Annotated in this window: 21 protein-coding genes; 17 read left to right on the top strand and 4 right to left on the bottom strand. The window is 29.5% G+C overall.

What is annotated here, in order from left to right; genetic code table 11:
- The first annotated feature begins 44 nt into the window (after positions 1–44).
- The 3 genes from B5E92_RS06270 (at position 45) to B5E92_RS06260 (ending at position 3456) form a co-directional block, all read left to right on the top strand.
- Entirely contained in the window at positions 45–1367 is a 1323-nt protein-coding gene (locus B5E92_RS06270; protein WP_087300293.1) for a replication-associated recombination protein A, read from the top strand.
- A gap of 78 nt (positions 1368–1445) precedes the next feature.
- Positions 1446–2285 (top strand): DUF368 domain-containing protein, encoded by an 840-nt coding sequence (locus tag B5E92_RS06265; protein WP_087300291.1) that lies wholly within the window; start codon positions 1446–1448, stop codon positions 2283–2285.
- A 103-nt stretch (positions 2286–2388) separates the two neighbouring features.
- Positions 2389–3456 carry a molybdopterin-binding protein gene (locus B5E92_RS06260; protein ID WP_087300289.1) on the top strand — a complete coding sequence of 356 codons (1068 nt, stop codon included), beginning with the start codon at positions 2389–2391 and terminating at the stop codon, positions 3454–3456.
- 520 nt (positions 3457–3976) lie between these two features.
- Here B5E92_RS06260 and B5E92_RS06255 read toward each other — a convergent pair.
- From B5E92_RS06255 to B5E92_RS06245, 3 genes are all read right to left on the bottom strand, one after another.
- On the bottom strand, positions 3977–4876 hold the full coding sequence (locus tag B5E92_RS06255; protein WP_087300288.1) for a restriction endonuclease: 900 nt from the start codon (positions 4874–4876) through the stop codon (positions 3977–3979).
- 132 nt (positions 4877–5008) lie between these two features.
- On the bottom strand, positions 5009–6802 hold the full coding sequence (locus B5E92_RS06250) for a flavin reductase (RefSeq protein ID WP_087300286.1): 1794 nt from the start codon (positions 6800–6802) through the stop codon (positions 5009–5011).
- A gap of 70 nt (positions 6803–6872) precedes the next feature.
- Positions 6873–7766, bottom strand: coding sequence for a LysR family transcriptional regulator (locus tag B5E92_RS06245; protein WP_087300284.1), 894 nt, complete (start codon positions 7764–7766; stop codon positions 6873–6875).
- A 265-nt stretch (positions 7767–8031) separates the two neighbouring features.
- On the opposite strand from B5E92_RS06245, the gene B5E92_RS06240 reads away from it, so the two are divergent.
- The 8 genes from B5E92_RS06240 (at position 8032) to guaA (ending at position 19486) form a co-directional block, all read left to right on the top strand.
- Complete coding sequence (locus B5E92_RS06240) at positions 8032–12891, top strand: SpaA isopeptide-forming pilin-related protein (RefSeq protein WP_087300282.1); 4860 nt, start codon at positions 8032–8034, stop codon at positions 12889–12891.
- On the top strand, positions 12888–13421 hold the full coding sequence (locus B5E92_RS06235; protein WP_087300280.1) for a hypothetical protein: 534 nt from the start codon (positions 12888–12890) through the stop codon (positions 13419–13421). Before B5E92_RS06240 ends, B5E92_RS06235 begins: the two co-directional genes overlap by 4 nt.
- Positions 13421–14209: a hypothetical protein gene (locus B5E92_RS06230; protein ID WP_087300278.1), complete on the top strand. Its 789-nt coding sequence runs from the start codon at positions 13421–13423 to the stop codon at positions 14207–14209. The genes B5E92_RS06235 and B5E92_RS06230 overlap by 1 nt, the downstream gene beginning before the upstream one ends.
- Positions 14209–14991 (top strand): hypothetical protein, encoded by a 783-nt coding sequence (locus B5E92_RS06225; protein ID WP_087300276.1) that lies wholly within the window; start codon positions 14209–14211, stop codon positions 14989–14991. Before B5E92_RS06230 ends, B5E92_RS06225 begins: the two co-directional genes overlap by 1 nt.
- The gene (locus tag B5E92_RS06220) at positions 14984–15913 is read left to right on the top strand and encodes a hypothetical protein (RefSeq protein ID WP_087300274.1); all 930 of its coding nucleotides are present in this window, start codon (positions 14984–14986) and stop codon (positions 15911–15913) included. The genes B5E92_RS06225 and B5E92_RS06220 overlap by 8 nt, the downstream gene beginning before the upstream one ends.
- The gene (locus B5E92_RS06215; protein ID WP_087300272.1) at positions 15906–16415 is read left to right on the top strand and encodes a signal peptidase I; all 510 of its coding nucleotides are present in this window, start codon (positions 15906–15908) and stop codon (positions 16413–16415) included. Before B5E92_RS06220 ends, B5E92_RS06215 begins: the two co-directional genes overlap by 8 nt.
- A 233-nt stretch (positions 16416–16648) precedes the next feature.
- The gene (locus tag B5E92_RS06210; protein WP_087300270.1) at positions 16649–17926 is read left to right on the top strand and encodes an adenylosuccinate synthase; all 1278 of its coding nucleotides are present in this window, start codon (positions 16649–16651) and stop codon (positions 17924–17926) included.
- Positions 17927–17938: 12 nt separating this feature from the next.
- Positions 17939–19486 (top strand): glutamine-hydrolyzing GMP synthase, encoded by a 1548-nt coding sequence (guaA, locus tag B5E92_RS06205; RefSeq protein WP_087300268.1) that lies wholly within the window; start codon positions 17939–17941, stop codon positions 19484–19486.
- A 127-nt stretch (positions 19487–19613) separates the two neighbouring features.
- On the opposite strand, the gene B5E92_RS06200 is transcribed toward guaA, so the two are convergent.
- Positions 19614–20210 carry a helix-turn-helix domain-containing protein gene (locus B5E92_RS06200; protein ID WP_087300266.1) on the bottom strand — a complete coding sequence of 199 codons (597 nt, stop codon included), beginning with the start codon at positions 20208–20210 and terminating at the stop codon, positions 19614–19616.
- Positions 20211–20432: 222 nt separating this feature from the next.
- On the opposite strand from B5E92_RS06200, the gene B5E92_RS06195 reads away from it, so the two are divergent.
- From B5E92_RS06195 to B5E92_RS06170, 6 genes are all read left to right on the top strand, one after another.
- Complete coding sequence (locus B5E92_RS06195) at positions 20433–20621, top strand: helix-turn-helix domain-containing protein (protein ID WP_087300265.1); 189 nt, start codon at positions 20433–20435, stop codon at positions 20619–20621.
- A gap of 20 nt (positions 20622–20641) precedes the next feature.
- Positions 20642–21709 carry a site-specific integrase gene (locus B5E92_RS06190; protein ID WP_087300263.1) on the top strand — a complete coding sequence of 356 codons (1068 nt, stop codon included), beginning with the start codon at positions 20642–20644 and terminating at the stop codon, positions 21707–21709.
- Position 21710: 1 nt separating this feature from the next.
- On the top strand, positions 21711–22088 hold the full coding sequence (locus B5E92_RS06185) for a plasmid mobilization protein (RefSeq protein WP_087300261.1): 378 nt from the start codon (positions 21711–21713) through the stop codon (positions 22086–22088).
- A gap of 8 nt (positions 22089–22096) precedes the next feature.
- A complete protein-coding gene (locus tag B5E92_RS06180) occupies positions 22097–23863 on the top strand; it encodes a bifunctional DNA primase/polymerase (protein WP_087300259.1) in 1767 nt (588 codons plus the stop codon).
- A gap of 344 nt (positions 23864–24207) precedes the next feature.
- Positions 24208–24522: a plasmid mobilization protein gene (locus B5E92_RS06175; protein ID WP_087300257.1), complete on the top strand. Its 315-nt coding sequence runs from the start codon at positions 24208–24210 to the stop codon at positions 24520–24522.
- Positions 24515–25602, top strand: a 1088-nt coding sequence (locus tag B5E92_RS06170; RefSeq protein WP_239406414.1) for a relaxase/mobilization nuclease domain-containing protein, incomplete at its 3' end; no start/stop codon positions are given. The genes B5E92_RS06175 and B5E92_RS06170, both read left to right, overlap by 8 nt.

Genomic DNA, 25602 nt, shown 5'->3' with positions numbered 1-25602 from the left:
GATAATTATATTGGTTATAATATTGTTGAATGGAAGTGAAAAATGTGAAACAAAAATCGTTATTTGAAGATATGTCAAAAGAACCTTTAGCTAATCGATTACGACCAGAAACCCTAGAAGAATATGTTGGTCAACAACATTTAATTGGTAAAGGAAAAATATTATATCAATTAATAAATAGTGATATTGTTCCCTCAATGATTTTCTGGGGTCCACCGGGAGTTGGGAAAACAACATTGGCAAGGATTATTGCCAATCAAACCAAGGCAAAGTTTATTAATTTTAGTGCTGTAACAAGTGGTATCAAAGATATTAGAAAAGTAATGAAAGAGGCTCAGGAATTGCAAGATACTGGACAAAAAACAATTGTCTTTGTTGATGAAATTCATCGTTTCAATAAAGCTCAACAAGATGCCTTTTTACCTTATGTAGAAAGAGGTAGTATTATTCTAATTGGGGCAACGACTGAAAATCCTTCATTTGAAGTTAATTCAGCGTTACTATCTAGATGTAAAGTATTTGTTTTAAAATCATTAAATGTTGATGATATTATGAAGTTACTAAAATATGCATTGATTAGTCCTAAAGGATTAAAATCATTGAATGTAAATATTGATGATGATCTATTATATATGATTGCTGGTTTTGCCAATGGCGATGCTAGAGTAGCTTTAAATACATTAGAGATGGCAGTTTTTAATGGAACATTTGAAGATAATCAAACATTTATAAATAAAGAAATTATTGAACAATGCATTAATCAAAAATCATTATTATATGATAAAAAAGGAGAAGAACACTACAATATAATAAGCGCATTACATAAATCAATGCGTAATAGTGATGTAGATGCTTCAATTTATTGGATGTCAAGAATGATTGAAGCAGGAGAGGATCCTTTATATGTTGCCCGCAGATTAATTCGATTTGCTTCAGAAGATATTGGAATGGCGGATAGTCGGGCTTTAGAAATTGCGGTCGCTACTTATCAAGCATGTCATTACATTGGTATGCCTGAATGTAATGTAAATTTAGCACATTGTGTTACTTATTTAGCTTTAGCACCAAAATCAAATGCCTTATATATTGCTTATGAAAAAGCTAAACAAGATGCTTTAAAAACAATTGCAGATCCAGTACCTTTGCATATTCGTAATGCTCCAACAAAATTAATGAAGGAATTAAATTATGGAAAAGGCTATCAGTATGCTCATGATTATAGTAATAAAATTACTGATATGCAATGTTTGCCAGATAATATAAAAACTCATCGCTACTATTATCCAACCAATCAGGGAACTGAAGCTAAAGTAATAAAAAGATTGGAACAGATTGCTTATTTAAAAAAACATTTTAAAGATAGATAGTTTAATTTCTTAAAAATAACTTGTGATAAAGCCATTATTTTATTATAATTAAGCAGGTATCGAGAAGGGAAGGTTAAAATGATAAAAAATATTATTGGTGGTATTGCTATTGGTATTGCCAATGTCATCCCTGGTGTCAGTGGGGGAACAATGATGGTAATATTAGGAATCTTTAATCGAATGATGGAAGCGATAAGTGGAATTTTTAAACGAGTAAATCCTAATCGTAAGGATGATATTATCTTTATATTTCAAGTATTAGTTGGAGCAGCAATCGGGATTGTTGGTTTTGCAAAAATATTAGAAATATTATTCGAATACTATCCTACCCAAACAATTTATTGGTTTATTGGTTTAATTGCTTTTAGTATCCCATTATTTGTAAAAGGAGAAATGAAAGGTGAAAAACTGGCTATTGTTCCTTTTGTTTGCGGTCTAGCAATAATTTTTGGATTAGAATTTTTAAATCCTGGTGAAGGAAATACAGTTGTTAATCCTGATTTTCCACCACTTAGTTCTGGACTTTTTATTAAAATGGTAATTATTGGAGCAATATCAGGAGCAACAATGATTATGCCTGGTGTTAGTGGTAGTATGGTGTTATTGATTTTAGGTGAATACTATTTATTTAAGTCATATTTAGCTCATGTAACAAGTTTTAGTCTTGATGTAATTATGCCGTTAGGTTTTATGGCAATTGGAATTGCTTTTGGAATTGTTGTTAGTGCTAAATTATGTCAATATTTTACTAGAACACATAAAGCAGGATTCTTAAGTTTAATTTTAGGTTTAATTATTGCTTCTTCATTGGTATTGATTCCTTTTGATGTTAGTTATGATTTTAATTTGATTTTAACATCATTATTAGCAGCACTTTTTGGTGGTATAATTGTATTTGGTTTATCAAAAATTCAATAATGAAAGATTGCTACTCGTAGCAATCTTTTGTTTTATAATGATTAATGGTGGAAAAATATATAAAAAGAATTATAATATAATTGTTATTCCAGGAGGTTAGCAAATGAACGTAGAAATAATTAATGTCGGAACAGAACTTTTATTAGGAGAAATTGTTAATACAAATGCTACTTATATTCAAAAAATGTGTAAGGAGCTTGGTTTTAATGTATATTTTCAAACTACAGTTGGTGATAATCATGATCGTTTTAAAGAATGCTTAGATATTGCTTTTAAAAGAGGTGCTGATTGTGTAATCACAACAGGTGGATTAGGACCAACCCAAGATGACTTAACTAAGGAATTGTCAGCTGAATATTTAGGATTAGAGTTAATATATTTAGAAGATGAAGCAAGCAAAGTTTATGAAAAATGTCGCTTTGTTAATGGAAATGATGATGTACCAGACAATAATTTTAAACAAGCTTATTTTCCTGAAAATTGCTTTGTCTTAGAAAATGAAGTTGGAACTGCTAATGGTTGTGTCATGTCAAAAGATAAAAAAATGATTATCAATTTGCCAGGGCCACCAAAAGAGATGAAGTTTGTTGTTGATCATGTTTTAAAAGATTATTTAAGCAAATATAAACAAGATATTATTTATACTGTAGATATTTTAACTATGGGAATTGGTGAAAGCAAAGTTGATGAAATACTAGCAGATTTAATAGATCATCAAAGTGATGTAAGTATCGCATTATATGCTTCAGAAGAAACAGTAAGAATTCGTTTGGGATGTAAGGCTAGTAATCAAGAGAATGCTGATAAAAAGATGGAACCAATCAAAATTGAAATAGAAAAGGCGCTTGGTAATTTCATTATTAAAGAAAAGAATTTAAAAGAAGCATTAGCTAAGATTATGCCAACATATTTTATATATTATGATTGTGATGATTTTAAATTACGTGATGGATTTAGTTTGGGTCATGGTGCTAGAAATGATTTGATGAATATTTATATTGACACTGATAAACATCAATTAGGAACTATTATTAAAATCAAATTAGAATATCATGATCAAGTTGATTACTTTAAAGTACCATTATTAAATGATCCGACATTATCATACAATAAATTAGAATCTAAAATAATTGAACGTGTTTATTGTTTATTAACACAAAAATTAAATTAATATATTTTTAGATTGTTTAAAGATACTTATTAAATAATTTTACTATATTATTTACAAAAATTTTCTTTAATAATATTTATATGTTAAAATATTAATATATCAAAAACTATTTGTCGATGTCTATTATGTAAATAAAGCCGGAGTTCGACTGTGTGTACTATGAAATAATACAAATACTATTATGGTTATTGCTAAATGATGATAGAATAAATATATTTATTTGTAAATTCTTATTAAACTTCATTAAAGCTGTTAGGAAAAAACGGGTTATTAATCTGATCATTTGATGAAATGTAAATGTTATAGTTTTTGATGAAAACGACATAGAGAAAGATGTTATAAATTTAATTATTATATGAAATGTAAATTAATAACAAATTGCAGGTTTAGATTTGGGAAAAATAATTAAATCTTAGTTTAAAGTAAATGAAACCTATGATAATTAGTTGTATAACTATAGATCATAGGTTTTTTATAATTTAATAGTATTAAGTTGGAATCTTAAAATAATAGTAGATAATTAGACAAGATCATTATTAAAATAATCAACATCTATTTGTTTTATTTCATATGTTTTAACAACACTTACTCCTAAATTGTATTGGATCATTAGATTGGTTAACATTTTTCCATCAACTAAAACAAGTTTAACTTGAAGTTGCTTTTTTGCATATTCTAAAGCTTCGTTAGTAAATGTAGAAGTAGTTATAAACAACCCTTTAGTACCACCTTGACCAGCGACAGCTCCTAAAAACTTTTGTATTTCTGGTCTTCCAACACTATTATTCCAACGTTTAGCTTGGACATAAATATTTCTAAATCCAAATTTATCTTCCTTTACAATTCCATCAATTCCTTCATCGTTACCATATCTAGTGCGTATTATTGATTCGGTATCAAAAGCATATCCCATTTTTTCTAATAAATCTAAGACAAGTTTTTCAAAGAAAATTGGTTCTTTAGAAAAAATTAGTTCTAATAATTCGTCACTTAAACGAGATGATATCATTTTTAGTGACATGTCAATATTTTCAAGTGGGGTGATATTCTCTTTATTAGAATTTCGCTCAGACATTTCTTTATACCGTTGAAAAAATTCAACAAAATTATCATATTTCATTAGGTATTCATCAGTTATTTTTATTCCGGATTGTAAAACTGACTTACCTTCAGGAGTGATTTTGAAAACTCCTCTTTTTATTGTTTCTAATAAACCTGCTTTGACTAAATATGTTTTAGTCCATCCTAAACGATAGTATATAATTGTTGATTTGTTATTATCTAACATTAAATTTCTATCTTCAATTGATAAATTTAATACATCAGATACTTCGCTAACAATATCTTTTAAGCGCATTTCATTATGATTATTTAAAACCTTTAGAACTTCATTGTACATTTCGTTATATTTAGGTATCATAGTAAGTCTCCTTATAATATAGTTTACTATTATTATATCTTAAAAATAAGAAGAGTTGTTATAAAATTATCACAAATTATTTATAAAATAAGAAAACCTACTAGAATTGGATTCTAGTAGGTACTATAATACTTAATTTTCAATTGGTTCAAAATCAGCAACACCATGTTTACAAAGTGGGCAAATATAATCATCTGGTAATGTATCACCTTCGTAGATATAACCACAGATTTTACATACCCATCCTTTTTTACCTTCTGTATTAGGTTTTGGTTTTACATGATCTTGATAATATGTATATGTCATTGTTTCTTTATCTGACATTACTCTAGCTTCAGTTACTTTACAAATAAACATACCATGAGAACCTAAATCAACATAATTTTCTACTTCTAATGAAATAAATGCATTAATGTAACGTGGTAAGAATGCTAGACCGTTATCTGAATGTAATGGTTTGAAATCAGCAAATTTATCTGCTGTTCTTCCGCTTTGGAAACCAAAACGTTCAAAAATACTGAATGGTGCTTCAACAGAAAGACAGTTAACATTCAACTTACCTGTTTGTTTAATTACGTGATGTGAATAGTTTTGTTTATTTATATTTACTGCAATTCGATTAGGTGAGTCACTAACTTGAGTTACTGTATTAACAATTAAACCATTATCTTTTTTACCATCATTACTTGTTACTACATATAAACCATAACCGATTTTAAACAATGCTGACATATCATGTTTGTTAGCTTTGTCATCAGATTGAGCAATATAATCACGACATAATTCATCAGCTAAATTATCTAGTGCTTCAATAGTGTCGCTTTTTACTGCTGATTTGATAGTTACTGTTGTGTCAGTAAATGTTAAATTTTTACATCCAGAAAGCATTTCTTTCATTACTTTAGCAGCTAGTGGAGACCATGTTCCATTTTCAATTAAAGCTATAGTACGTTTTTGGTAATTTCTTTCAGTTAAGTGATTGATGAATTCTTTCATGAATGGGAAAACATCAGCATTATATGTTGTAGTTGCTAAAACTAACTTTCCATAACGGAAAGCATCTTCTACAGCTTCTGCCATATCACAACGAGCTAAATCAAATACTGATACTTTTGGGCATCCTCTTTCAGTTAATTTATTAGCTAATAACTCAACAGCTTTTTTGGTATTTCCATAAACTGATGTATAAGCAATAACAATTCCTTCGCTTTCAACACTGTAAGAAGACCAGATATCATACAAATTAATATAGTATCCTAAATTTTCTTTTAATACTGGTCCATGTAAAGGACAGATGATTTCGATATCTAAACCAGCAGCTTTCTTTAATAAAGCTTGAACTTGAGCACCGTATTTACCAACAATTCCGATATAATAACGTCTAGCTTCGCAAGCCCAATCTTCTTCAACATCATTAGCACCAAATTTTCCAAAACCGTCAGCTGAAAATAAAACTTTATCTTTATTATCATAAGTTACCATAACTTCTGGCCAATGAACCATTGGTGCAAAAACAAATGTTAAAGTATGTGAACCTAAAGTTAAAGATTCACCATTTTTTACTTGTAATTTCTTTACATTAGGATCTAAATCAAAAAATTGATCCATCATTGTAAAAGTTTTAGCATTAGCAACAATAGTTGTTTCTGGATACGTTTTGATGAAATTTTGAATATTTGCAGAATGATCTGGTTCCATATGTTGTACGATTAAATAATCAGGTTTTCTATCACCTAAAACATCAGCTAAATTATCTAACCATTCATGAGTAAAATGAATATCTACAGTATCCATAACTGCAATTTTTTCATCCATAATAACATACGAATTATAAGCCATTCCATTAGGAACAACATATTGTCCCTCAAATAAATCGACCTGATGGTCATTAACACCTACATAACGAATATCCTTTGTAATTTCCATATTCAACTTCCTTTCTTTTTCCGTCAATAAAATTATAGTATATTAGTATATTTAAATCAAATAAATAATATTAGTAATTAATATTGTTTTGATTATCATTTGCAATAAGTTCAATGAACTTATTGGTCGCAACTGATTGAGTCCTTCTTTTTAAATATGCATAACCAATTGATCGTCTTGGTAAGCTGGAAATTGTTTTAACTTCATGAAGAATATTTTGATTTAAATATTCTTGAGAAAATTCTTTTATAACACAAGAAATTCCTAAGCCAGCTTTAGCAAAATCTAATAATAAGTTATGAGCACCTAATTCAATAGAAGGGTTTAATAATATTCCTTTTTTCGCAAAGAAGTTATCAATCCGGTTTCTAGTATTTGATGATTTTTCAAAAAGAATTAGTGATTTTTTCGCAAGTTCTTCAAATGTATATATATGCGGATCTTTTTGATTGGAAACAAAGATATCTTGAACTTGAAAACACTCTTTAATGATCAATGCATCATCTTTGATTGGTAGATTTAAAAAACCTAGATCGATTTGGTCTGTTTTTAATAATTCCCGTGTTTCTAAACTAGTCCGATTTATAACTTTAATTTTAACTCCGGGATATAGCTGTTTAAATTTTACAATATAATCAGTTAAGAAATATTCACTAAAAGTATCTCCAGCACCGATTGTTAATTGACCATCTTTTAACTCATGAAAATTAGATATCTGATTTTCAACGCCAGTAATAATCGCTAGTGCTTTATCGATCTGTTGATGAAGCAGCTTACCTTCTTTGGTTAAACTAACTCCTTTAGAATGCCTGATAAATAATTGGGTTTGTAATTCTTTTTCGATACTGCTGATAGTTTGCGAGACAGCAGATTGTGAAATGAATAGATTTCTAGCGGCAATGGAAAATGATAGGGTAGTAGCAGCTTCGTTAAAAATTTTATACTGTTCTAATTTGATATACATTTTAGTTCTCCTTAATAACGATGTGTTAATATTTAATGATCTACATTATTATTTTACATATTATAAATTAAAATGCCAATTTTTATAAATTTTATCTTTTTTAAAGAAAAAGCAACTACTCAATTATTTTTTAAGCATATGTGATGTTGTTGTGACAAAACTCTGTTATAATTGCGGTGTAATTAATAATATGGTGTAACTATCATTATTTAATTATTGTAGTATTAAACAAAAAATATAGTATTTATCGAAAGGAAAAAAGGAGATGAAAAAAATATTTAAGTCATTAAAAATGACAAAGTATGTAAAACAAATTGCAGTGTTTATTTTACTCTTTGCTATTTTTGCCGGTGCTGGACTTACACATGCAACACATGGCAGTAGTGGAAATGTAAAAACTTATAGCCAGGATGAAATTATTAAATCATTAGGGCAAGCAAATAATTTTGCGGTTTTTGCAAAAAATTTCACTAATAATAATCATATGGAAGGAAGCATTGCTGTAGAAAATCTATTAGGTGCTTCTAGTAATTTGGGAAATACGGATAATGTTTATATATATACCGAACAATCAGTGTTTAATATAAAAATTACCAAAACTTTAGGTGGTCAAATCACGACTGCACAGACATTTAAGATAGGGGCTTATTTAAAAAATAGTGATGGTAGTTATACTTTGATTAAAACAGTCGATATTACAACTGATTTATCAGGGAATGGATCAGCTGTTTTAGATACAACTGGATTGATACCAGGGATGGAATATTATTTCTTTGAAATTGATGATAATGGTCAACCCATTACTTCAAATACGGGAATAATTAATGGACAAGAGTATACAGTTAGTGTTACTACGTCCATAGATTCAAATGTCATTGAAACACCTTCATCTGGAGTAAGTAACGTATCATATATAGAAAATTTTTATAATGGTAATGAAGGAATTGAATTATTTCAATCAAATAATAAGGAAAAAGCTAGTGTAATTGCTGGTAAAGATAATCAATATTCATCAGTAAATAATAATCAAAATATTATTACCGGTGTAGATGGTACAAATTATAAATTAGGACCGAATGTCAATGTAAATCTAGTTAATGGACAGTTTCCAATTGATTTTGATAGTGAATTAACTAATTTAGCTAATATTTCTTCCAAACTAGCAACAACAGCTAATACAGATACAGTAAAGGTAATAAATATTAAGTTAACTGATAATGGTCAAGGAATTGATTATAGTCAAATTACTTCTGGTGGCACACAAGTTTCTAATATTAAAGATTTTAATGACTGGAATAATTATGGTTTAACTACTGACGGTAAGTTTTTAGTTATTAATGTTGATTGTACTAATGCTAGTAATAATAACAATCAGTTTTCATTAAGGGGTTGTAAAATTGATAATAATGATGCTATGAATTGGAATAAGATTGCAAATAGAGTTATTTGGAATTTTTATACTAGTGATGGCAATAATTATTCAAGTTTTGATGGAAAAATAATATATGAAGGTGGACTAGGAACTTTACTAGCACCTAAAGCTACAGTTTCATGTACTGCTTCTACAAACGGTTCTGTAATTGGTAATACTGTTGATCATCCAAGTTGTGAAATCCATCATATCAAATTATCAGAAACAACTGTTACTGAAGAAACAAATATGAGTGTTGATGTTATTAATGATCCTAGTAATATTGGCGGTTTAAAAATCAAAAAAGATGTAACAGTAAATGGCAGCGAACCATCAAAAGATAATACAAGTCTTGTAGATGGAACATATGTGTTTGATATTTATGATGAAAGTAAAACTAATCTTGTAAGATCAAATGTTGAAGTAGTTATTTCTAATGGTAAAAGTAATGAAGTAACAGTTAGTGGTTTAGAAGCAGGAACTTATCTTGTTAGTGAAAAAACTGATAATTTACCAAAGGGAATGTCATTGACTGGAAGTAATGATATTAAAGTGGTTGTTAAAGCTAATAATACAGAAGATTTACCAGTAGCTAAATTTGTAAATAATATTGATGTAGGAAGTGTAATTATTAAAAAGAATGTTACATTAAATGGTGATGTAACTAATTCTAATGAACTTGATGGTATTTACCAATTTACTTTAACTAATAAAGAGGATAGTACAATTGTCTATAATGAAGAAATAGTAATTGAAAATGGTAAGTCTAAAACAGTACAAATCGATAATATTATTCCTGGCACATACATTGTAACTGAAAATACAGAAGGTTTTATAGAAAACAATCTTTCAGTTGTTGAAAATAATCAAGAAATAACAATAAGTGCTAATAACATTAGTTCAATTCCAGTTGTTTCATTTACTAATAATAAAGATACTACTGGCAGCTTGATTATTAAAAAGAATGTTGTTGATAATGGCGAGGCCATTACAAGTAATCTTGGTGATGGTGATTATAAATTTAATATCAAAGATTCAGCTAATAATGTTATTAAACAAGTAATAGTAAATATTACTAACGGTCAAAGTGAAATAGTAACTGTCGATGGATTAAAGCCAGGAACTTATACAGTTGAAGAGGTAGATATTCCTGATAATATGAAATTATTAACTGCTAATAATGTTCAGGTTATTGTATCACCAAATGATATAAATGGCATTCAAACAGCAGAGTTTACTAATAGTATTGTAAGAGGAAGTTTAGATATTACTAAAAAGGTTACTGTAAATGAAAAATCTGCAGTAGGTAGTACTTTAGCTGATGGAACATATCAATTTGCAGTAAAAAATGGTGATAATGATATTATTGCGACAAAAGAAATAACCATTACTAATGGTAATAGCAATACAGTAAGAGTTGAAGGGTTATTACCAGGAACATATACTATTGAAGAAATTGGTTCTACTAATGAAGATGCCAAATTATTAAGTTCAAAAAATACGAAAATAAAAATAACTGCCAATAATGTTACAACAATCCAAACTGCTGAGTTTACTAACAATGTCGAAATTAAAACAGGAAGCTTAAAAATTGAAAAAAATGTAACTTATAATGGTAAACAAACATCTTCAACAAAAGCAGATGGCTTATATACATTTGTAGTAAAAGATGCTTCTAATACAACGGTAGCTACTAGAAGCATTAAGATTACTAATGGTCAAAGTAATAATGTAATCGTAGAAAATTTAAAACCAGGGATTTATACAGTTGAAGAAATACCAAATAACGATGCTACTTTAGTAGATAGTAAAAATACTAAAGTAGAAGTTAAAGCAAATAATACAACTGATATCCCTTCAGCAGTATTTACTAATAATGTAACCGAAGGAAAATTAAAAATTACTAAACATGTTTTAGTAAACCAAGAAAAAACAACTACAACAAAAGCCGATGGTACTTATAAATTTGCAATAAAAGATAGCACTGGTAATCTTGTAACCACTAAAGAAATTACTATTGAAGATGGAAAATCTAATAGTGTTACAGTATCAGGATTAAAACCGGGAACTTATACAATTGAAGAAGTTGAAAACAATGGTTTACAGTTAATCGATGTTACTAGTAGTGGTAGTGTAAATGAAAATACTGCAACAATTGTGATTGATGAAAATACTAGTGGTGATATCCAAATTGAAACCGTAGATTTTACTAATAATAAAAATCTTGGTAGTTTAAAAATTACTAAAAATGTTTTAGTTAATGGAGAGACAACGACAACTGATATAGCAGATGGTACTTATAATTTTAAAGTAACTGGACCAAATGATTATAGTAAAGAAGTAAGTATTAAAATTAAAGATGGCGTTAGTAATAATGTAGTATTAACTGATTTAGAGCCAGGTGAATATGCAATTGAAGAAATCAATCTACCTGATGACATGACTTTAGTACTTAATGAAAGTGAATCCTTTGTTAAAAATGTTTATGTTGCTGGTGGTAAGGATGCTGAGGTTTCGCTAGTATCTTTTACCAATAATAAGATTGTTACTGGTAGTTTAGAAATTACTAAAGATGTAACAATTAATGGTAATGATCCTGAAAGTAGTCAGTTAGTAGATGGGGTATATTCATTTACTATTATAGGGCCTAATGGTTATCAAGAAGTTAAAACAATTGAAATACTAGATGGCAAAGCATTAAATAGTATTAAATTAACAGATTTACAGTTAGGAACTTATACAATTACTGAAAATAGTGAAGGTTTATCTGATCGAAATATCTCAATAACTCAAGGTGGTCAAGGAATTGTAATTGAACTTAATTTAGATAATTATAATGATGCTAATATTGCTAAATTTATTAATAATCTAACCCTTGAAGATACTGCTTTAACAATCAAAAAAGATATTGATGAAAATACTAATCAATATGAAGAAGCGGTTAATAAGCTTTATACATTTAAAATAACTAATAAGAAGATACCTGATGGAAGTAGTTATGTTGCTAATGACGGTATAACAACGATAACATTTAATAATGGTGAGGCAGTATTAACTCTTAAAGGTGAAAGTGAGATAACATTTACAAGTTTACCAGCCGGTAAATATATAGTTGAAGAAACAGAAGCAACGGTAGAAGGTTATCGTTTAACTACTGATTATCAAGATGATAGTGGCGATGAAGATGACCAGTTAATAGAGCTTACAAATGGACAGGTTAATATGATTACAATTACTAACTCATATGAATACTATAACCAAACTGGATCAATGTCGATTACTAAAATTCTAAAAAACTATAATCAAACTTTAAATGGTGGTACTTTTGTATTTGATGTTACTAGTACTAAAGTAAATAGCAGTGGTGAAACAATAGAAATTTATAATGGTGTTATAGGTATGGTTGTCAATAATAGTGGCACTTTTACTACTAATCGTTTAACCGATTTACCAATTGAACCTGGTATAACATATACAGTTAAAGAAATTTATAGCGGTAGTGCTTATCGACCAGTCCAGGATACTGTTGTTATCTCATTAAATACAATGGAAGATATCGAAGCTTATAAAATTGCTAATGGTGAAATTGTTTTAACAGCAGCATTTGAAAATGATTATGATGGTACTACAACTGGTGGTGGCGGTGTTATCAATATTTATGGCGTAGAATCAGTTGAACAGATTTTTTATAGAAATAGAGGTACAGATCAATGATTAAAAAGATTTTAAAAAAGAAAACTAGTTTAGCGATTCTTACGTTACTTGTAATAATGATTTTTGGAATTACCATTAATCAATCATTAGCATATTTTACCGCTTATTGTGATGCTTGGGGTAGTAAAACACTTTCATTAAGCAGAACTACTGAATTAAACGAGGACATAGTTGATAACAACAAAGAAATTTCAATCAAGAACACTAGTGAAGCTATTGATATTTATACTAGAGTTAAAATATTTTTTGCAGATGATCCTCGTTTAACAGTATCTGTTGAAGATTTAGGAACAGATAATTACTGGTCTTACAATGAAAGTGATGAATATTGGTATTATACTAAACCATTATCTCCACAAGAATCAACTGAGATATTAAAAGCTAATGTTGAAGCTGAAATTGAAGAAGGTATGACTAGTTCTTTAGAAGTTATTGTTATTCATGAATATGTTACTGCTCTTTATAATGAAGATGGCAGTGGCAATATGGATTTAAGCTGGGAATATGGATTGCAGGGAGGTAATGAGTAATGAAATTAATCAAAAAACTCACCTCATCAACTAGAATGATAAAAGTATTAATTGTAGTTTGTTTAGTTGTAATTGTATTTAGTGGTGTTAATTTTACAAGAGCGATGTTGACATATTATAGTGACAGCTATGTTTCTGGAACTGAAATGTATCAAATTGGGGTATCTTTAATTGAAAATGATGTTGAAGTATCTCGTTATGATGATGATCAAGTTACATTATTTATTCCAGAAATTCCTGAAAACGATTTACAGTTAGGGAAAACATATAAAGAAGAGCTTAAGGTTAAAAACTGTGGTGGTAATTTAAGTGATCAAAATGCTGGAATTGATCAATATGTTCGAGTTATTGTTCATAAACGCTGGTTAAAAGTAGATGAAGATGGTAGCGTTAGTGAACTGGCAGATACAACATTAAATCCTGATTTTATTGATTTAAATTTTGTTAATATCAATGATGATTACTGGATTGAAGATACTAGTCAAGCTACTAAAGAACAGCGAGTTTTCTATTATCATCATATTTTAAAAGCCAATGAAGAAAGTGAGTTATTCGCTAATACAATTAGAATCGATCCAGCGATAGTTAAAGAAGTTAAAACTGAAACAACAGAAGCAGATGATGGAACAATTATAACAACTTATCTATATGATGATTATAAATTTGAAATATATGTAGAAGTTGATGCTGTTCAAACTCATAATGCAAAAGATGCAATTTTAAGTGCCTGGGGTGTTGACGTTACGATCAATGAAGATAAAACATTATCTTTAGGAGGTGGTAAATAATGAAAATCACTAAATTATTATTATCAATGATCTTAGTTATTTCTATCTTTGTTAACACTGTTACTGGTGTAAATGGTGAGGACTATGTTACTGATGGCTGGTATGTTGAATTTAAAGATCAAGAGATGATCCAAAACTTTAGCCAAGAAGATATTGATGAAGTTGGTAAAGATTTACAGCCAGGAGATACCTGGACAATTCGTTTGCAGGTTATCAATACAACTGGAAATGAAGACTGGTATATGACTAATGAAGTTTTAAAAACTTATGAAACTAAACGAGATGATGGCAGAGATCAAAATCCTGGTTTAACTAATGCTGATAATGGTGGTTATACTTATAAGTTATATTATTATGATAATGAAAACTGGATGAATGAAACTAATGCAAGAGTGATTTATGATAGTGAATTAGTTGGTGGTGATCAAACCGATGGATTACATCAAGCTACAAGTGCTTTAGAAAATTATTTCTATTTAGATAGTTTTGCACCTGGTGAATCAGGTTTACTAGTATTAGAGATTACCCTTGATGGTGAAACGTTAAATAATGATTATCAAAATACCTCAGCTGTTGTTCAGATGAATTTTGCCTGTGAAGATCGTAATATTACAAATGATGAACCGATTACTTCTAGTGTTACAGCAACAACTAAAACAGGTGATGATAGTAATCCACTATTTTATGGTGTAATGACAGGAGTATCGTTTGTCTTGTTAATGGGTTTACTGTATTTATATCATCAACAAAAAAATGAAAGGGGAAGTAAAAACAATGGTTAAAAAATCATTACATGGATTAATAATTGCTTTAATGCTTACTTTCTCGATTTCTAAAATAAATGCTGTTGAATTATATAATTATCAAGTTACAATTTATGCTGGCAGTTATGGTTTATTTAATAGCGTTGATGCAGTAATAATTGATTCTAGTGACACTAATTCATCCCCAAATATTATGTTAAGTGAAGATCAAAGACAATTGGTAGTTACAAATCTAAAAGCAAATGATCGTATTGCTATTGAAACAAGCCAAATAACTGTAACAAATGAAAAATATTATGCTAAAGGAATCAAAACTGGTGGGCGTGATAATGAAAATGAATATATTCAAAGATGGTATTCGGTAACTAAAGATAATAACTATGTTGTTGCTTATGGTATTCCAGGTGATCAAATTGAATATACAACTTATTATGTAGATCAAGATGGTAATCAGCTAAAGGACCCAGAAACATATTATGGAACAATTGGTGAATACACGATTGCAGGTTATAAATATGTTGATGGTTATTTACCACAAGCCTATAATTTAGGAAAAACTTTAACTGATAATGCTAGTGAAAATATTTATACGTTTGTTTATAGTCCGATTTCAAGTTTAACAAGTGAAAATGGTGAAGTTACCGTTATTCCAGGAACAAGTGTTACTGATGATAATGAAACTAGTAATCAAAACTCACAGCCAATAAATGAAGATAATGAAGTAACTAATCAAGAAGATCAAACTTTAAATCAAGAAGTATCTGAGCCTGAAGAAATTATTGATTTAGATGAGGAACAAACTCCATTAGCTGGTAATGAAAGTCAAGAAGCTGCTAATCAGACAATTAGTTATACAACTATTGGTGCAGGAATAGTATTTTTAATAGTTATAATAATTGCTTTATTATATCGTAAGAGAAAAGCTGGTAATTATGAATAAAAAGATTTTTAAGACTAATAACTCTAATCGAAAGATTAGAGTTTTACCATTTATATTGTCAAAGGTTACTACTTTAATGATTGTAATAATAATTATAATAAATATGATTATATTTGTTCCTCCAATTTTTAGCTATCAGGTTTTTGATGTTATTAGTGGTTCGATGGAACCAGCAATTAAAGTTAATAGTTTAATTTATGTTCAAGAAACAAAACCGCAGGATTTAGTAGCAGGTGATATAATTACTTATACAAGTAATAAAGGTATTATCACTCATCGTGTTGTAAGAAATGATATTAATGCTCAAGAGATAATTACTAAAGGTGATAATAATGTTCAGGTTGATTTACAACCGGTGGCTTATCGTAATATTATTGGTAAGGTATTTTTTACAATACCATATTTAGGATATTATGTTAGTTTTATAAGTAGTTTGTTTGGTAAGATTTTAGTAATTATAATTGTTGTTTTTTGTTTTATTATAAGAGAAATAGTTAAATGATATTTTTAATAAAATAATTTTTAGATTGAAAGAGTTTGTTATTGTAATAGCTAGTAACACATACATAAGCATTACTTATATCATAAATATGATATATTAATTTTACTAATAGCTAAGACTATAATATAATTAGTTAGTAAAGTAGATAAACTCTTAGATTATGATTAATTTTTAATGCAATTTATTTGTTTATTGTATATAATGTAAGAGTAAATAAGAGAGGTGTGAATTTAATGGCTGGAGTAGTCGTAGTTGGAAGTATGTGGGGCGATGAAGGTAAAGGAAAAGTAACTGATTACCTTGCCCAAAAAGCTGATGTAGTAGTTCGTTATGCTGGTGGAAATAATGCTGGACATACGATTGTTTATGATGGAAAGAAATTTGCATTGAAATTGATTCCTTCAGGTATTTTTAGTGGCCATGAAGTAATTATGGCTAATGGAATGGTTGTTAATCCAAAAGCATTTTTAGAAGAAGTTAAGTATTTAAATGATGCGGGAATTGATACAAGCAAAATTAAAGTAAGTGATCGTTGTCATGTTATTTTACCATATCATTTAGAAATTGATGCTATTCAAGAAGAGCGTAAAGGTGCTAATAGTATTGGAACAACTAAAAAAGGAATTGGGCCTTGTTATACTGATAAATATAGCCGTATTGGTATTAGAATGGGTGAGTTTATTGATGAAGAATTATTCTTAGAAAGATTAAAAGAAACTTTCCCAATGAAATTATTAGAATATCCTGAATTAGAAGGTAAATTTACAGTAGAAAGTATTTATAATGAATATAAAGAATATGCCAAAGAAATTAAACCTTTAGTATGTGATACAGGAATGTTATTAGATCAATATTTACAAGAAGATAAAAAAGTATTATTTGAAGGTGCTCAAGGAGCAATGTTAGATATTGATTATGGTACATATCCTTTCGTAACAAGTTCACATCCAGGTGCTAATGGTGTAAGTGAAGGAACAGGAATTGGACCTTTATATATTAAAGAAGCAATTGGTATCATTAAATCATATACAACTAGAGTAGGTGCTGGACCTTTCCCAACTGAATTACATGATGAAATTGGAGATTTAATTCGTGAAAGAGGTCATGAATATGGTACCGTTACTAAGCGTGCTAGAAGAACTGGATGGTTTGATGCTGTTGTAGTTAATCAATCTAGAAGAATGTCATCTTTGACAGGGATTAGTTTGATGTTATTAGATGTTTTAAGTGGTTTTGAAACTTTAAAGATTTGTACTGCTTATAAATATAAAGGTGAAATTATTCATGGATTACCTTCAACTATTAAAGGTATTGAAGAAGTAGAACCTGTTTATGAAGAAATGCCAGGATGGGAAGAAGATATTACTAATGTAAAATCTTTTGATGAATTACCTGTTAATTGTCAAAATTATATTAGAAGAATTGAAGAATTAATTCATTGTCCAATTGTAATGTTCTCAGTTGGTCCTGATCGTGAACAAACAGTAGTATTAAAAGATATTAAATTTTAAGGAGGTTAGTGTGTGAAAAGAGAGTTAGTTATTGTTATTGACTTTGGTGGACAATACAATCAATTAGTAGCTCGAAGAGTTCGTGAATGTAATGTTTATTGTGAAATTTATTCATATAAAACTGATTTAGAAACAATAAAAAAAATGAACCCTAAAGGTATCATTTTAACTGGTGGTCCTAATAGTTGTTATTTAGAAGATTCTCCTACATATCAAAAAGAATTATTTGAATTAGGTATTCCAGTACTTGGATTATGCTATGGTGCTCAGTTAATGCAACATGTTTTAGGTGGTAAAGTAGAACGTGCTGATGTAAGAGAGTATGGTAAATCTAATCTTATTATTAGCAAACCTGAATCTAAATTATTTAAAGATGTGCCAAAAGAAAGTATTTGCTGGATGAGTCATTTTGATTATATTTCGAAGATTGCTCCAGGTTTTGAAATTACATCTTATACTAAAGATTGTCCAGTGGCATCTTGTGAAAATGAAGAGCAAAAATTATATGCAATTCAATTCCATCCAGAAGTATTACATACTGAATATGGTAAAAATATTTTATCTAATTTCGTAATGGATGTATGTAACTGTTCTGGTGATTGGCGTATGGATTCATTTGTTGAAGAACAAATTAAAGCAATTAGAGAAAAAGTTGGAAATGGTAAAGTATTATGTGCTTTATCTGGTGGGGTTGATTCATCAGTTGCTGCAGTTTTACTTTCAAAAGCAATTGGTAATCAATTAACTTGTGTATTTGTTGATCATGGGTTACTTCGTAAAAATGAAGGTGATGAAGTTGAAGCGGTATTTGGTCCTGAAGGACATTATGAATTAAACTTCATTAGAGTAAATGCGCAACAAAGATATTATAATAAATTAAAAGGAGTAACTGAACCAGAAGCTAAACGTAAAATCATTGGTGAAGAATTTATTCGTGTTTTTGAAGAAGAAGCGAAAAAAATCGGTGCTGTTGATTTCTTAGTTCAAGGAACTATCTATCCAGATGTTGTTGAAAGTGGATTAGGTGGAGAATCTGCAGTTATTAAATCTCATCATAATGTTGGTGGTTTACCAGATGCTGTTGATTTTAAAGAAATCATTGAACCATTACGTGATTTATTCAAAGATGAAGTACGTAAAGTTGGTTTAGAACTTGGAATTCCTGAATACTTAGTATTTAGACAACCATTCCCTGGACCAGGTTTAGGTATCAGAATTATTGGTGAGGTTACTGAAGAAAAAGTTGAAATTGTTCAGGATGCTGATGCAATCTATCGTGAAGAAATTGCAAATGCCGGTCTTGATAAAACAATTGGTCAATACTTTGCAGCTCTTACAAATATGCGTTCAGTAGGGGTTATGGGTGATGAAAGAACATATGATTATGCAATTGCTTTACGTGCAGTAAACACAATTGATTTCATGACAGCTGAAGCTGCTCAAATCCCATATGAAGTATTAAATAAAGTTATGTCTCGAATCATTAATGAAGTTCGTGGGGTAAACAGAGTAATGTATGATATTACTTCAAAACCACCAGGAACAATTGAGTTCGAATAGTGTACAATAACAAATTACGCCCTTAAATAGGGCGTTTTTTTGATGTTTTATTTATGATGAGTACATTTTGAGTACATTTGAATTGTAGTATACTACTCTGTAGGAGTTGTGTATTCCTTGTTTTTTATTACATTTTGTTCTTTTTTATAACGTTTTGTAAGTATTCTAATTGCTTCTTGGATTGTTCTTCTAAAGACAATTCAGGAAGCTTTTCTTTTGTCAATTTTAATTGATAACTCTCTTTTAGTGCCTGTTTTTGATTCTGATAATAACTATCATCCGTAAAGTAATTTAAATGCTTTTCATAGATGTCATGAACTTTCCATATAACATCGCATAAAGTTTCATTATCGCTATACGGATCAGTAGCAAATACTGTTAGACGTGCATAAGCACGATCGTTCTCGGTTTCCGTATCCTGTTCAGCTCTTCTATGTATTTCTACATCAAATCCAAATTCATTCGTTTCAAATAATTCAAACAATACATCTATGACATCATCCATAGAAGTAATTCTTTGTTTGTTATAAGATACCTCGCAAAGCCAATCTAAAGATACATTACATCTATTAGCAATCGTAACAAGGATATCCATGGTTGGTGTATTCTTATTATTTTCGTAAGCAGATACGGAAGGTTGAGGTATTTCCAATAATTCAGCAAACTCCTTTTGTGTCATATTCATATCTTTTCTTAATTGTTGTAGTCTTGTACCAAAACTCATATCTATTTCCACCTTTTTTTATTTTATTATATCATGATTTCATATAAAAATAAGCAAATATTAAAAATATAAGTAAATTATATAAATATATGAAATAAATATTGACAATTCTTACAATACTCTCTAAAATATGAAATATAAGAATTTCATATAAATATATAAAATGATAATCACATTAAAGAGGCAGAAAAGAGATTTACATAGAAAGTGTGGTGATTATCAATGGAAAAGAAAGTCTTATTAAGTGCAAGTGATATTGCTGAGATTCTAGGTGTATCTAAAAGCAAGGCATATAAGATTATTAAAGAAGGCAATGAAAACTTGCAAAAGATGCATAAGCTAACGATTGCTGGAAAACTGCCCGTAGAATACTTCAATGATATATTCTATTCCAGTAAGAACAACGGTTAATTAGAAAGGAGAGATGAATTATGGCGGTACCTAAGAAAAATCCAGTAACAAATAAATGGGATATACAAATTCGTTATAAAGATTCATTTGGCAATAGTAAAAAAACTACTCGCCGAGGATTTAATACGAAGAAAGAAGCAGAGCAAGCTGCTCTAGATTTTAGACTTCAACAAGAGATGAATTTTAATATGAAATTTTCTGAATTTGTTGAGATTTATATGGAAGATGCTAGTCATCGATTGAAATTGAATACGATGAAAACAAAGAAAATTACAATAAATAAAAAGTTATTACCTTATTTTGGAAATATGAAGATGAATGAAATTACGCCTGCAACTATACGTAAATGGCAAAATGAAATGATAAAGAAGGATTATAAACCTACTTATTTAAAGACCATGAACAATCAATTAAGTGCTATTTTTAACTATGCAGTACAATTTCATGGCTTAAAGGATAATCCTTGTAAAAAAGCTGGTAGTATGGGGAAAAGTCATTCTGAAGAAATGAAATTTTGGACTAAGGATGAATTTACTCAGTTTGCTGATCAATTAATGAACAAACAGGTTTCTTATACTATATTTAAGATTTTCTTTTGGACAGGAATGAGATTGGGGGAGTTATTAGCATTAACTCCTTCTGATATTGATTTTGATAAGAAATGTATCATAGTCAATAAATCCTATCAATTCTTAGATGGGGAAGATATCATTACTGATCCGAAAACTCCTAAGAGTAAACGAGAAATTACTGTTCCTGATTTTTTACTGAAAGATATAAAAGCATATATGGATTCGCTGTATAATCCAGATCCTCATAAGAGATTATTTAGAGTTACCAAGTCATTTTTGGAAAAAGAAATAGCTAGAGGAGCCAAAGCGGCTGGACTTGAACAAATTCGTATTCATGATTTACGCCATTCTCATGTAGCACTTCTTATTGAAATGGGATTTCCTATTTTAGCTATTTCTAATCGCTTGGGACATGAGAAAATTCAAACGACATTACAAACATACGGACATTTATATCCAAATAAACAACAATTAATTGCTGATAAATTAAATGAAAAGTTTGGGGAGGAATCATAAAATGCCAGGATTAAATAAAAATAGAAAAAGACCTATTACACTTGCGTTTCGTGTATCACAAGCCGAAGCCAATCACATCAATGAAAGAATTAAAATTAGTGGACTTCCAAGGGGAAAATACTTCATTCAAACATTTCAAAAGCAGAAAATATATGTATCACTTGGAAAGTTTGAAAGCGATCGTTTAAGTTTAGAATTCAAACGTCTAAGAAATTTACTAGAAAACATGGAAGATCATGAAGATATTAACGATGCTTTAAATGAATGCAAAACATTATTAGAAGAATTGAAACCATTTTTCCCTTTGCCTGAAAAACAAGAAAAAGAAGAAGAGCCTATTGAGTTTGATGACTTCTTTATGGATGAAGAAATTATATAGAGGTTTGCATGTTTATTGTCCAAGCTGCAAATAACTATATCTATTTAGGCTTTTCAGTTTTTCCACTAAAGGAAAATACAAAAGATGGTCAAGTGGTCTCTTCTTGGATTAATGAAGCTACAAGAGATAAAGAACAAGTAGCTTTATGGTGGCATAAAAATCCAAACTATAATTTAGGAGTAAAAACAGGGAATGGCTATATAGTCATTGATGTTGATAACAAAAATGGTAAAAATGGTAATAAAGTGATTGAAAAATTTTTAGATGAATTTCCCAAAACTAGAATTGTAAGAACACCGAATGATGGTATACACATTTATTATAAAGTTGATAGGGAAATTCGATGCAAAGTAAATTTATATGAAGGAATAGATATAAGAGGAGATGGAGGTTATGTTGTAGGAGTAGGGAGTGTCATTAATGGAAAAGAATACAAGATGGATGGTGGAGCCCGTATTGCTGAAGCTAATGAAGCAGTTTATCGCTTCTTGGAAGGTGGATATAAATTAGAGAAAGAATACGGACACGAAGATACCCAATCTAGTGATTATATTTATGAAGGAGAAAGAAATGATCGTATCTTTAAAGAAGCTACAGCATTAAAAGCTAAAGGTTTGAATTATCTTTCTATAGTTGCGGCAATGAAGGAAGAAAACCAACTAAAATGCATTCCACCATTAGATGAAAAGGAAGTGTTAACGATATGCTCCAGTGTTGAGAAACGATTTGCTTGTAGAGATAAATCCTTGAATCGACATCCTGATGATGAAATCAGTACAGTTTTAAAATCTGTCGATGAAATTAAACAACAGGAAATGGAATGGGTTATTGAAGGATTGATACCAAAAAATCAAATTACAATCCTAGCTGGTGATGGTGGTGTAGGAAAAACTTCAGTGTGGGCGCATATTGCCGCAAGGCTTAGCACAGGGCAACCATTATTCTTTGAAAAAGAAACAGGCCGTAAACCAATGAATATTGTTTATTTTTCTGGAGAAGATCCAACTGATGTTGTTCTTAAGAAAAAAATTCTTGAGAGTGAAGGAGATATGAAAAGAATCCGTACAATTGAATTGGGCGATGAACGCTTAAGTCATGTACGTTTTGGTAGTCGTTTTCTCGAAAATATCATTCAAGATAATCGACCAGATGTTATCATCTTTGATCCTTTACAAAGTTTTCTTCCGGCACATACAAATATGTCTGCACGTAATCAGATGCGTGATGCATTAGGAAACTTATTATACCTAGGCAGAAAATATCAAGTTAGTTTTCTCGTTACTTGTCATACAAATAAGAAACCAAATGCTGGACCAAGAGAAAGGGCAGCAGATAGTGCTGATATATGGGATATTGCAAGAAGCTTCATCTTTGTCGGTGTGTTGAAAGATGATCTACGCTATCTATCAAATGAAAAAAACAATTATGCAGAACTTCAAAAAACATATCTCTTTAGTGTTGGGAAAAATAAAATTGAATTTAAGGGAGTTAGTGATAAAAGAGATTTTGATTTTCAAAATGAGAAGTTGAAAAATCAACGTAATGAGTCTTCGTTGTCATTAGCTAAAGAAGATATCCTAAGTCTATTAAAGAATGGAGAGCAACGAAGTAAGGACATTGAAAATGTATTAAGAGGAGTTGGATATACACCAAGTGTCATAGACCGTGCTCGACGAGAATTAAGAAAAGAGAAACTGATTGATTTTAGAAAAGATGGATCAAATAGAGATGGTGATAAACAAGAAACGATTTATTATCTAACAGAAAATTGTTAGCAAACAGTAAGTAAACTATAAAAATACAATTTGCTTATCCTAAGATAAATAAAGGGATTAATGAGCAAAATAGCAAAATGGATGAAACATCACGAACCATAAATTTTTGTAGAGAATTACGAAGGTCACGTATTTTAATGAAATTTGCTATTTTGCTTCAAATGTCCTTGTAAATAAGAGCTTTAAGCAAAATGAAATATGCAAATTTGCTATGCAATTTGCTGGAGCATAATTAGTGAATTAAAGGTATTTAAAATTCACGATATATGTATTAGCAAGCAACGTATTTTGTCCCCAAAATACAATCAAGTTGGACGGTGCCAACAACGAAAGGATGTGGAATAATGAAACGAAATCATGAAATCAAGATTCGATTTAACGAAAAAGAATTTGAACAGCTGACGGAAAAAGTTCGTAAATCAAAACTCAGCAGAGAGAAGTTTATTCGTCAATGTATTTTGAAAAAATCAGTCAAAGAACCACCTCATTTGGATTATTATAAGTTATTAAATGAGTTCAATCATATAGGAAATAATCTCAATCAAATCGCTAAATCTTTAAATAGTAGACAGGATAATTCATCATTTCTTGTTGAGGTTACGATTGAAGAATTAAGAAATATGATTAAAAATTTGGATGAAAAGGTAAGGGGTGATTAAAGCAGTAACTGCAATTTGGGCGATAAGAGATCGTTTGGATAATGCCATTAAGTATGTAGAAGATGATGAAAAGACAATTGAAAAAGCCTTTGACTATATCAGCAATGATGAGAAAACAGATGGCCAAAAATATGCAACTTATCTCAATTGTGATGCATTTCAACCACAAAAATCTATGAGCACTACAAAGAAAATGTTCGATGATACAAAACCAATTGTTGCATATCATGGTTACCAGTCTTTCAAAATTGGAGAGGTGACTGCTGATGTTGCACACGAAATTGGTGTAAGGTTAGCTCAGGAATTATATGCAGATCGATTTGAAGTTATCGTTGCTACACACCTAGATAAGAAGCATGTTCATAATCATATTCTCTTAAACTCAACATCATTTGTTGATGGGAAACGCTTCTGTAATACGAAAAAAGATTACAGAAAAATGCAGGAAACCTCTGATAAATTATGCTTGGAATATGGTTTATTTGTCATTAAAAATCCTCAGTACAAGTCAAAAAAAGTCAACTATCATGTATTAAATTCTTATATGAAGGACATCAAAAAAGATATGGATATTCTAGTTGAACAAAGTAGTTTTGTGGATGTGTTTTGGGATAACATGAAGAAAAAAGGATATGCTCTCGAAAGAATTGGAGAAGAATATGCCATTTATCATCCGTATTATTCAGAACCAATCTTTCTAAAAACGTTAGGGGAACAATACCATTATGAAAATATTGAAGACAGATTAATCGATAAAAGAATACTTCCACAAGAAACTGAACATACAAAAAGTTATTATCAGTGCAAAGAATATTATAAAAAGTATAAGAAAAAACAACTCACTGGACCTGCAGGAATAAGAGTAGCTTATCTTATTTCATTAAATGTTTTACCAACTCGTAAACAAAAATTATCAAAGGAAGCAAGGCAAGCATTAAGAAAACTGGATATGTTTGTGAAAGAAATTGAATTGTTATATCATAACAAAATTGAAGATATAAACCAATTGGATGACTATCAACAAGTAAAACAGAATGAATTAGATAAACTAATCAAAGAAAGAAAATACTGTTATTATCG

It is taken from the genome of Erysipelatoclostridium sp. An15, assembly GCF_002160675.1.
GTDB lineage: Bacteria > Bacillota_I > Bacilli_A > Erysipelotrichales > Coprobacillaceae > Thomasclavelia > Thomasclavelia merdavium.
This window is presented reverse-complemented; position numbering and strand designations above follow the sequence as displayed.

Coding starts and splice junctions, on each gene's coding strand:
- B5E92_RS06215 (WP_087300272.1), top strand. CDS start 15,906: ATGAATAAAAAGATTTTTAAGACTAATAACTCTAATCGAAAGATTAGA.
- B5E92_RS06175 (WP_087300257.1), top strand. CDS start 24,208: ATGAAACGAAATCATGAAATCAAGATTCGATTTAACGAAAAAGAATTT.
- B5E92_RS06210 (WP_087300270.1), top strand. CDS start 16,649: ATGGCTGGAGTAGTCGTAGTTGGAAGTATGTGGGGCGATGAAGGTAAA.
- B5E92_RS06225 (WP_087300276.1), top strand. CDS start 14,209: ATGAAAATCACTAAATTATTATTATCAATGATCTTAGTTATTTCTATC.
- B5E92_RS06230 (WP_087300278.1), top strand. CDS start 13,421: ATGAAATTAATCAAAAAACTCACCTCATCAACTAGAATGATAAAAGTA.
- B5E92_RS06255 (WP_087300288.1), bottom strand. CDS start 4,876: ATGATACCTAAATATAACGAAATGTACAATGAAGTTCTAAAGGTTTTA.
- B5E92_RS06220 (WP_087300274.1), top strand. CDS start 14,984: ATGGTTAAAAAATCATTACATGGATTAATAATTGCTTTAATGCTTACT.
- B5E92_RS06240 (WP_087300282.1), top strand. CDS start 8,032: ATGAAAAAAATATTTAAGTCATTAAAAATGACAAAGTATGTAAAACAA.
- B5E92_RS06235 (WP_087300280.1), top strand. CDS start 12,888: ATGATTAAAAAGATTTTAAAAAAGAAAACTAGTTTAGCGATTCTTACG.
- B5E92_RS06245 (WP_087300284.1), bottom strand. CDS start 7,766: ATGTATATCAAATTAGAACAGTATAAAATTTTTAACGAAGCTGCTACT.
- B5E92_RS06190 (WP_087300263.1), top strand. CDS start 20,642: ATGGCGGTACCTAAGAAAAATCCAGTAACAAATAAATGGGATATACAA.
- B5E92_RS06195 (WP_087300265.1), top strand. CDS start 20,433: ATGGAAAAGAAAGTCTTATTAAGTGCAAGTGATATTGCTGAGATTCTA.
- B5E92_RS06180 (WP_087300259.1), top strand. CDS start 22,097: ATGTTTATTGTCCAAGCTGCAAATAACTATATCTATTTAGGCTTTTCA.
- B5E92_RS06265 (WP_087300291.1), top strand. CDS start 1,446: ATGATAAAAAATATTATTGGTGGTATTGCTATTGGTATTGCCAATGTC.
- B5E92_RS06200 (WP_087300266.1), bottom strand. CDS start 20,210: ATGAGTTTTGGTACAAGACTACAACAATTAAGAAAAGATATGAATATG.
- B5E92_RS06260 (WP_087300289.1), top strand. CDS start 2,389: ATGAACGTAGAAATAATTAATGTCGGAACAGAACTTTTATTAGGAGAA.
- B5E92_RS06185 (WP_087300261.1), top strand. CDS start 21,711: ATGCCAGGATTAAATAAAAATAGAAAAAGACCTATTACACTTGCGTTT.
- B5E92_RS06250 (WP_087300286.1), bottom strand. CDS start 6,802: ATGGAAATTACAAAGGATATTCGTTATGTAGGTGTTAATGACCATCAG.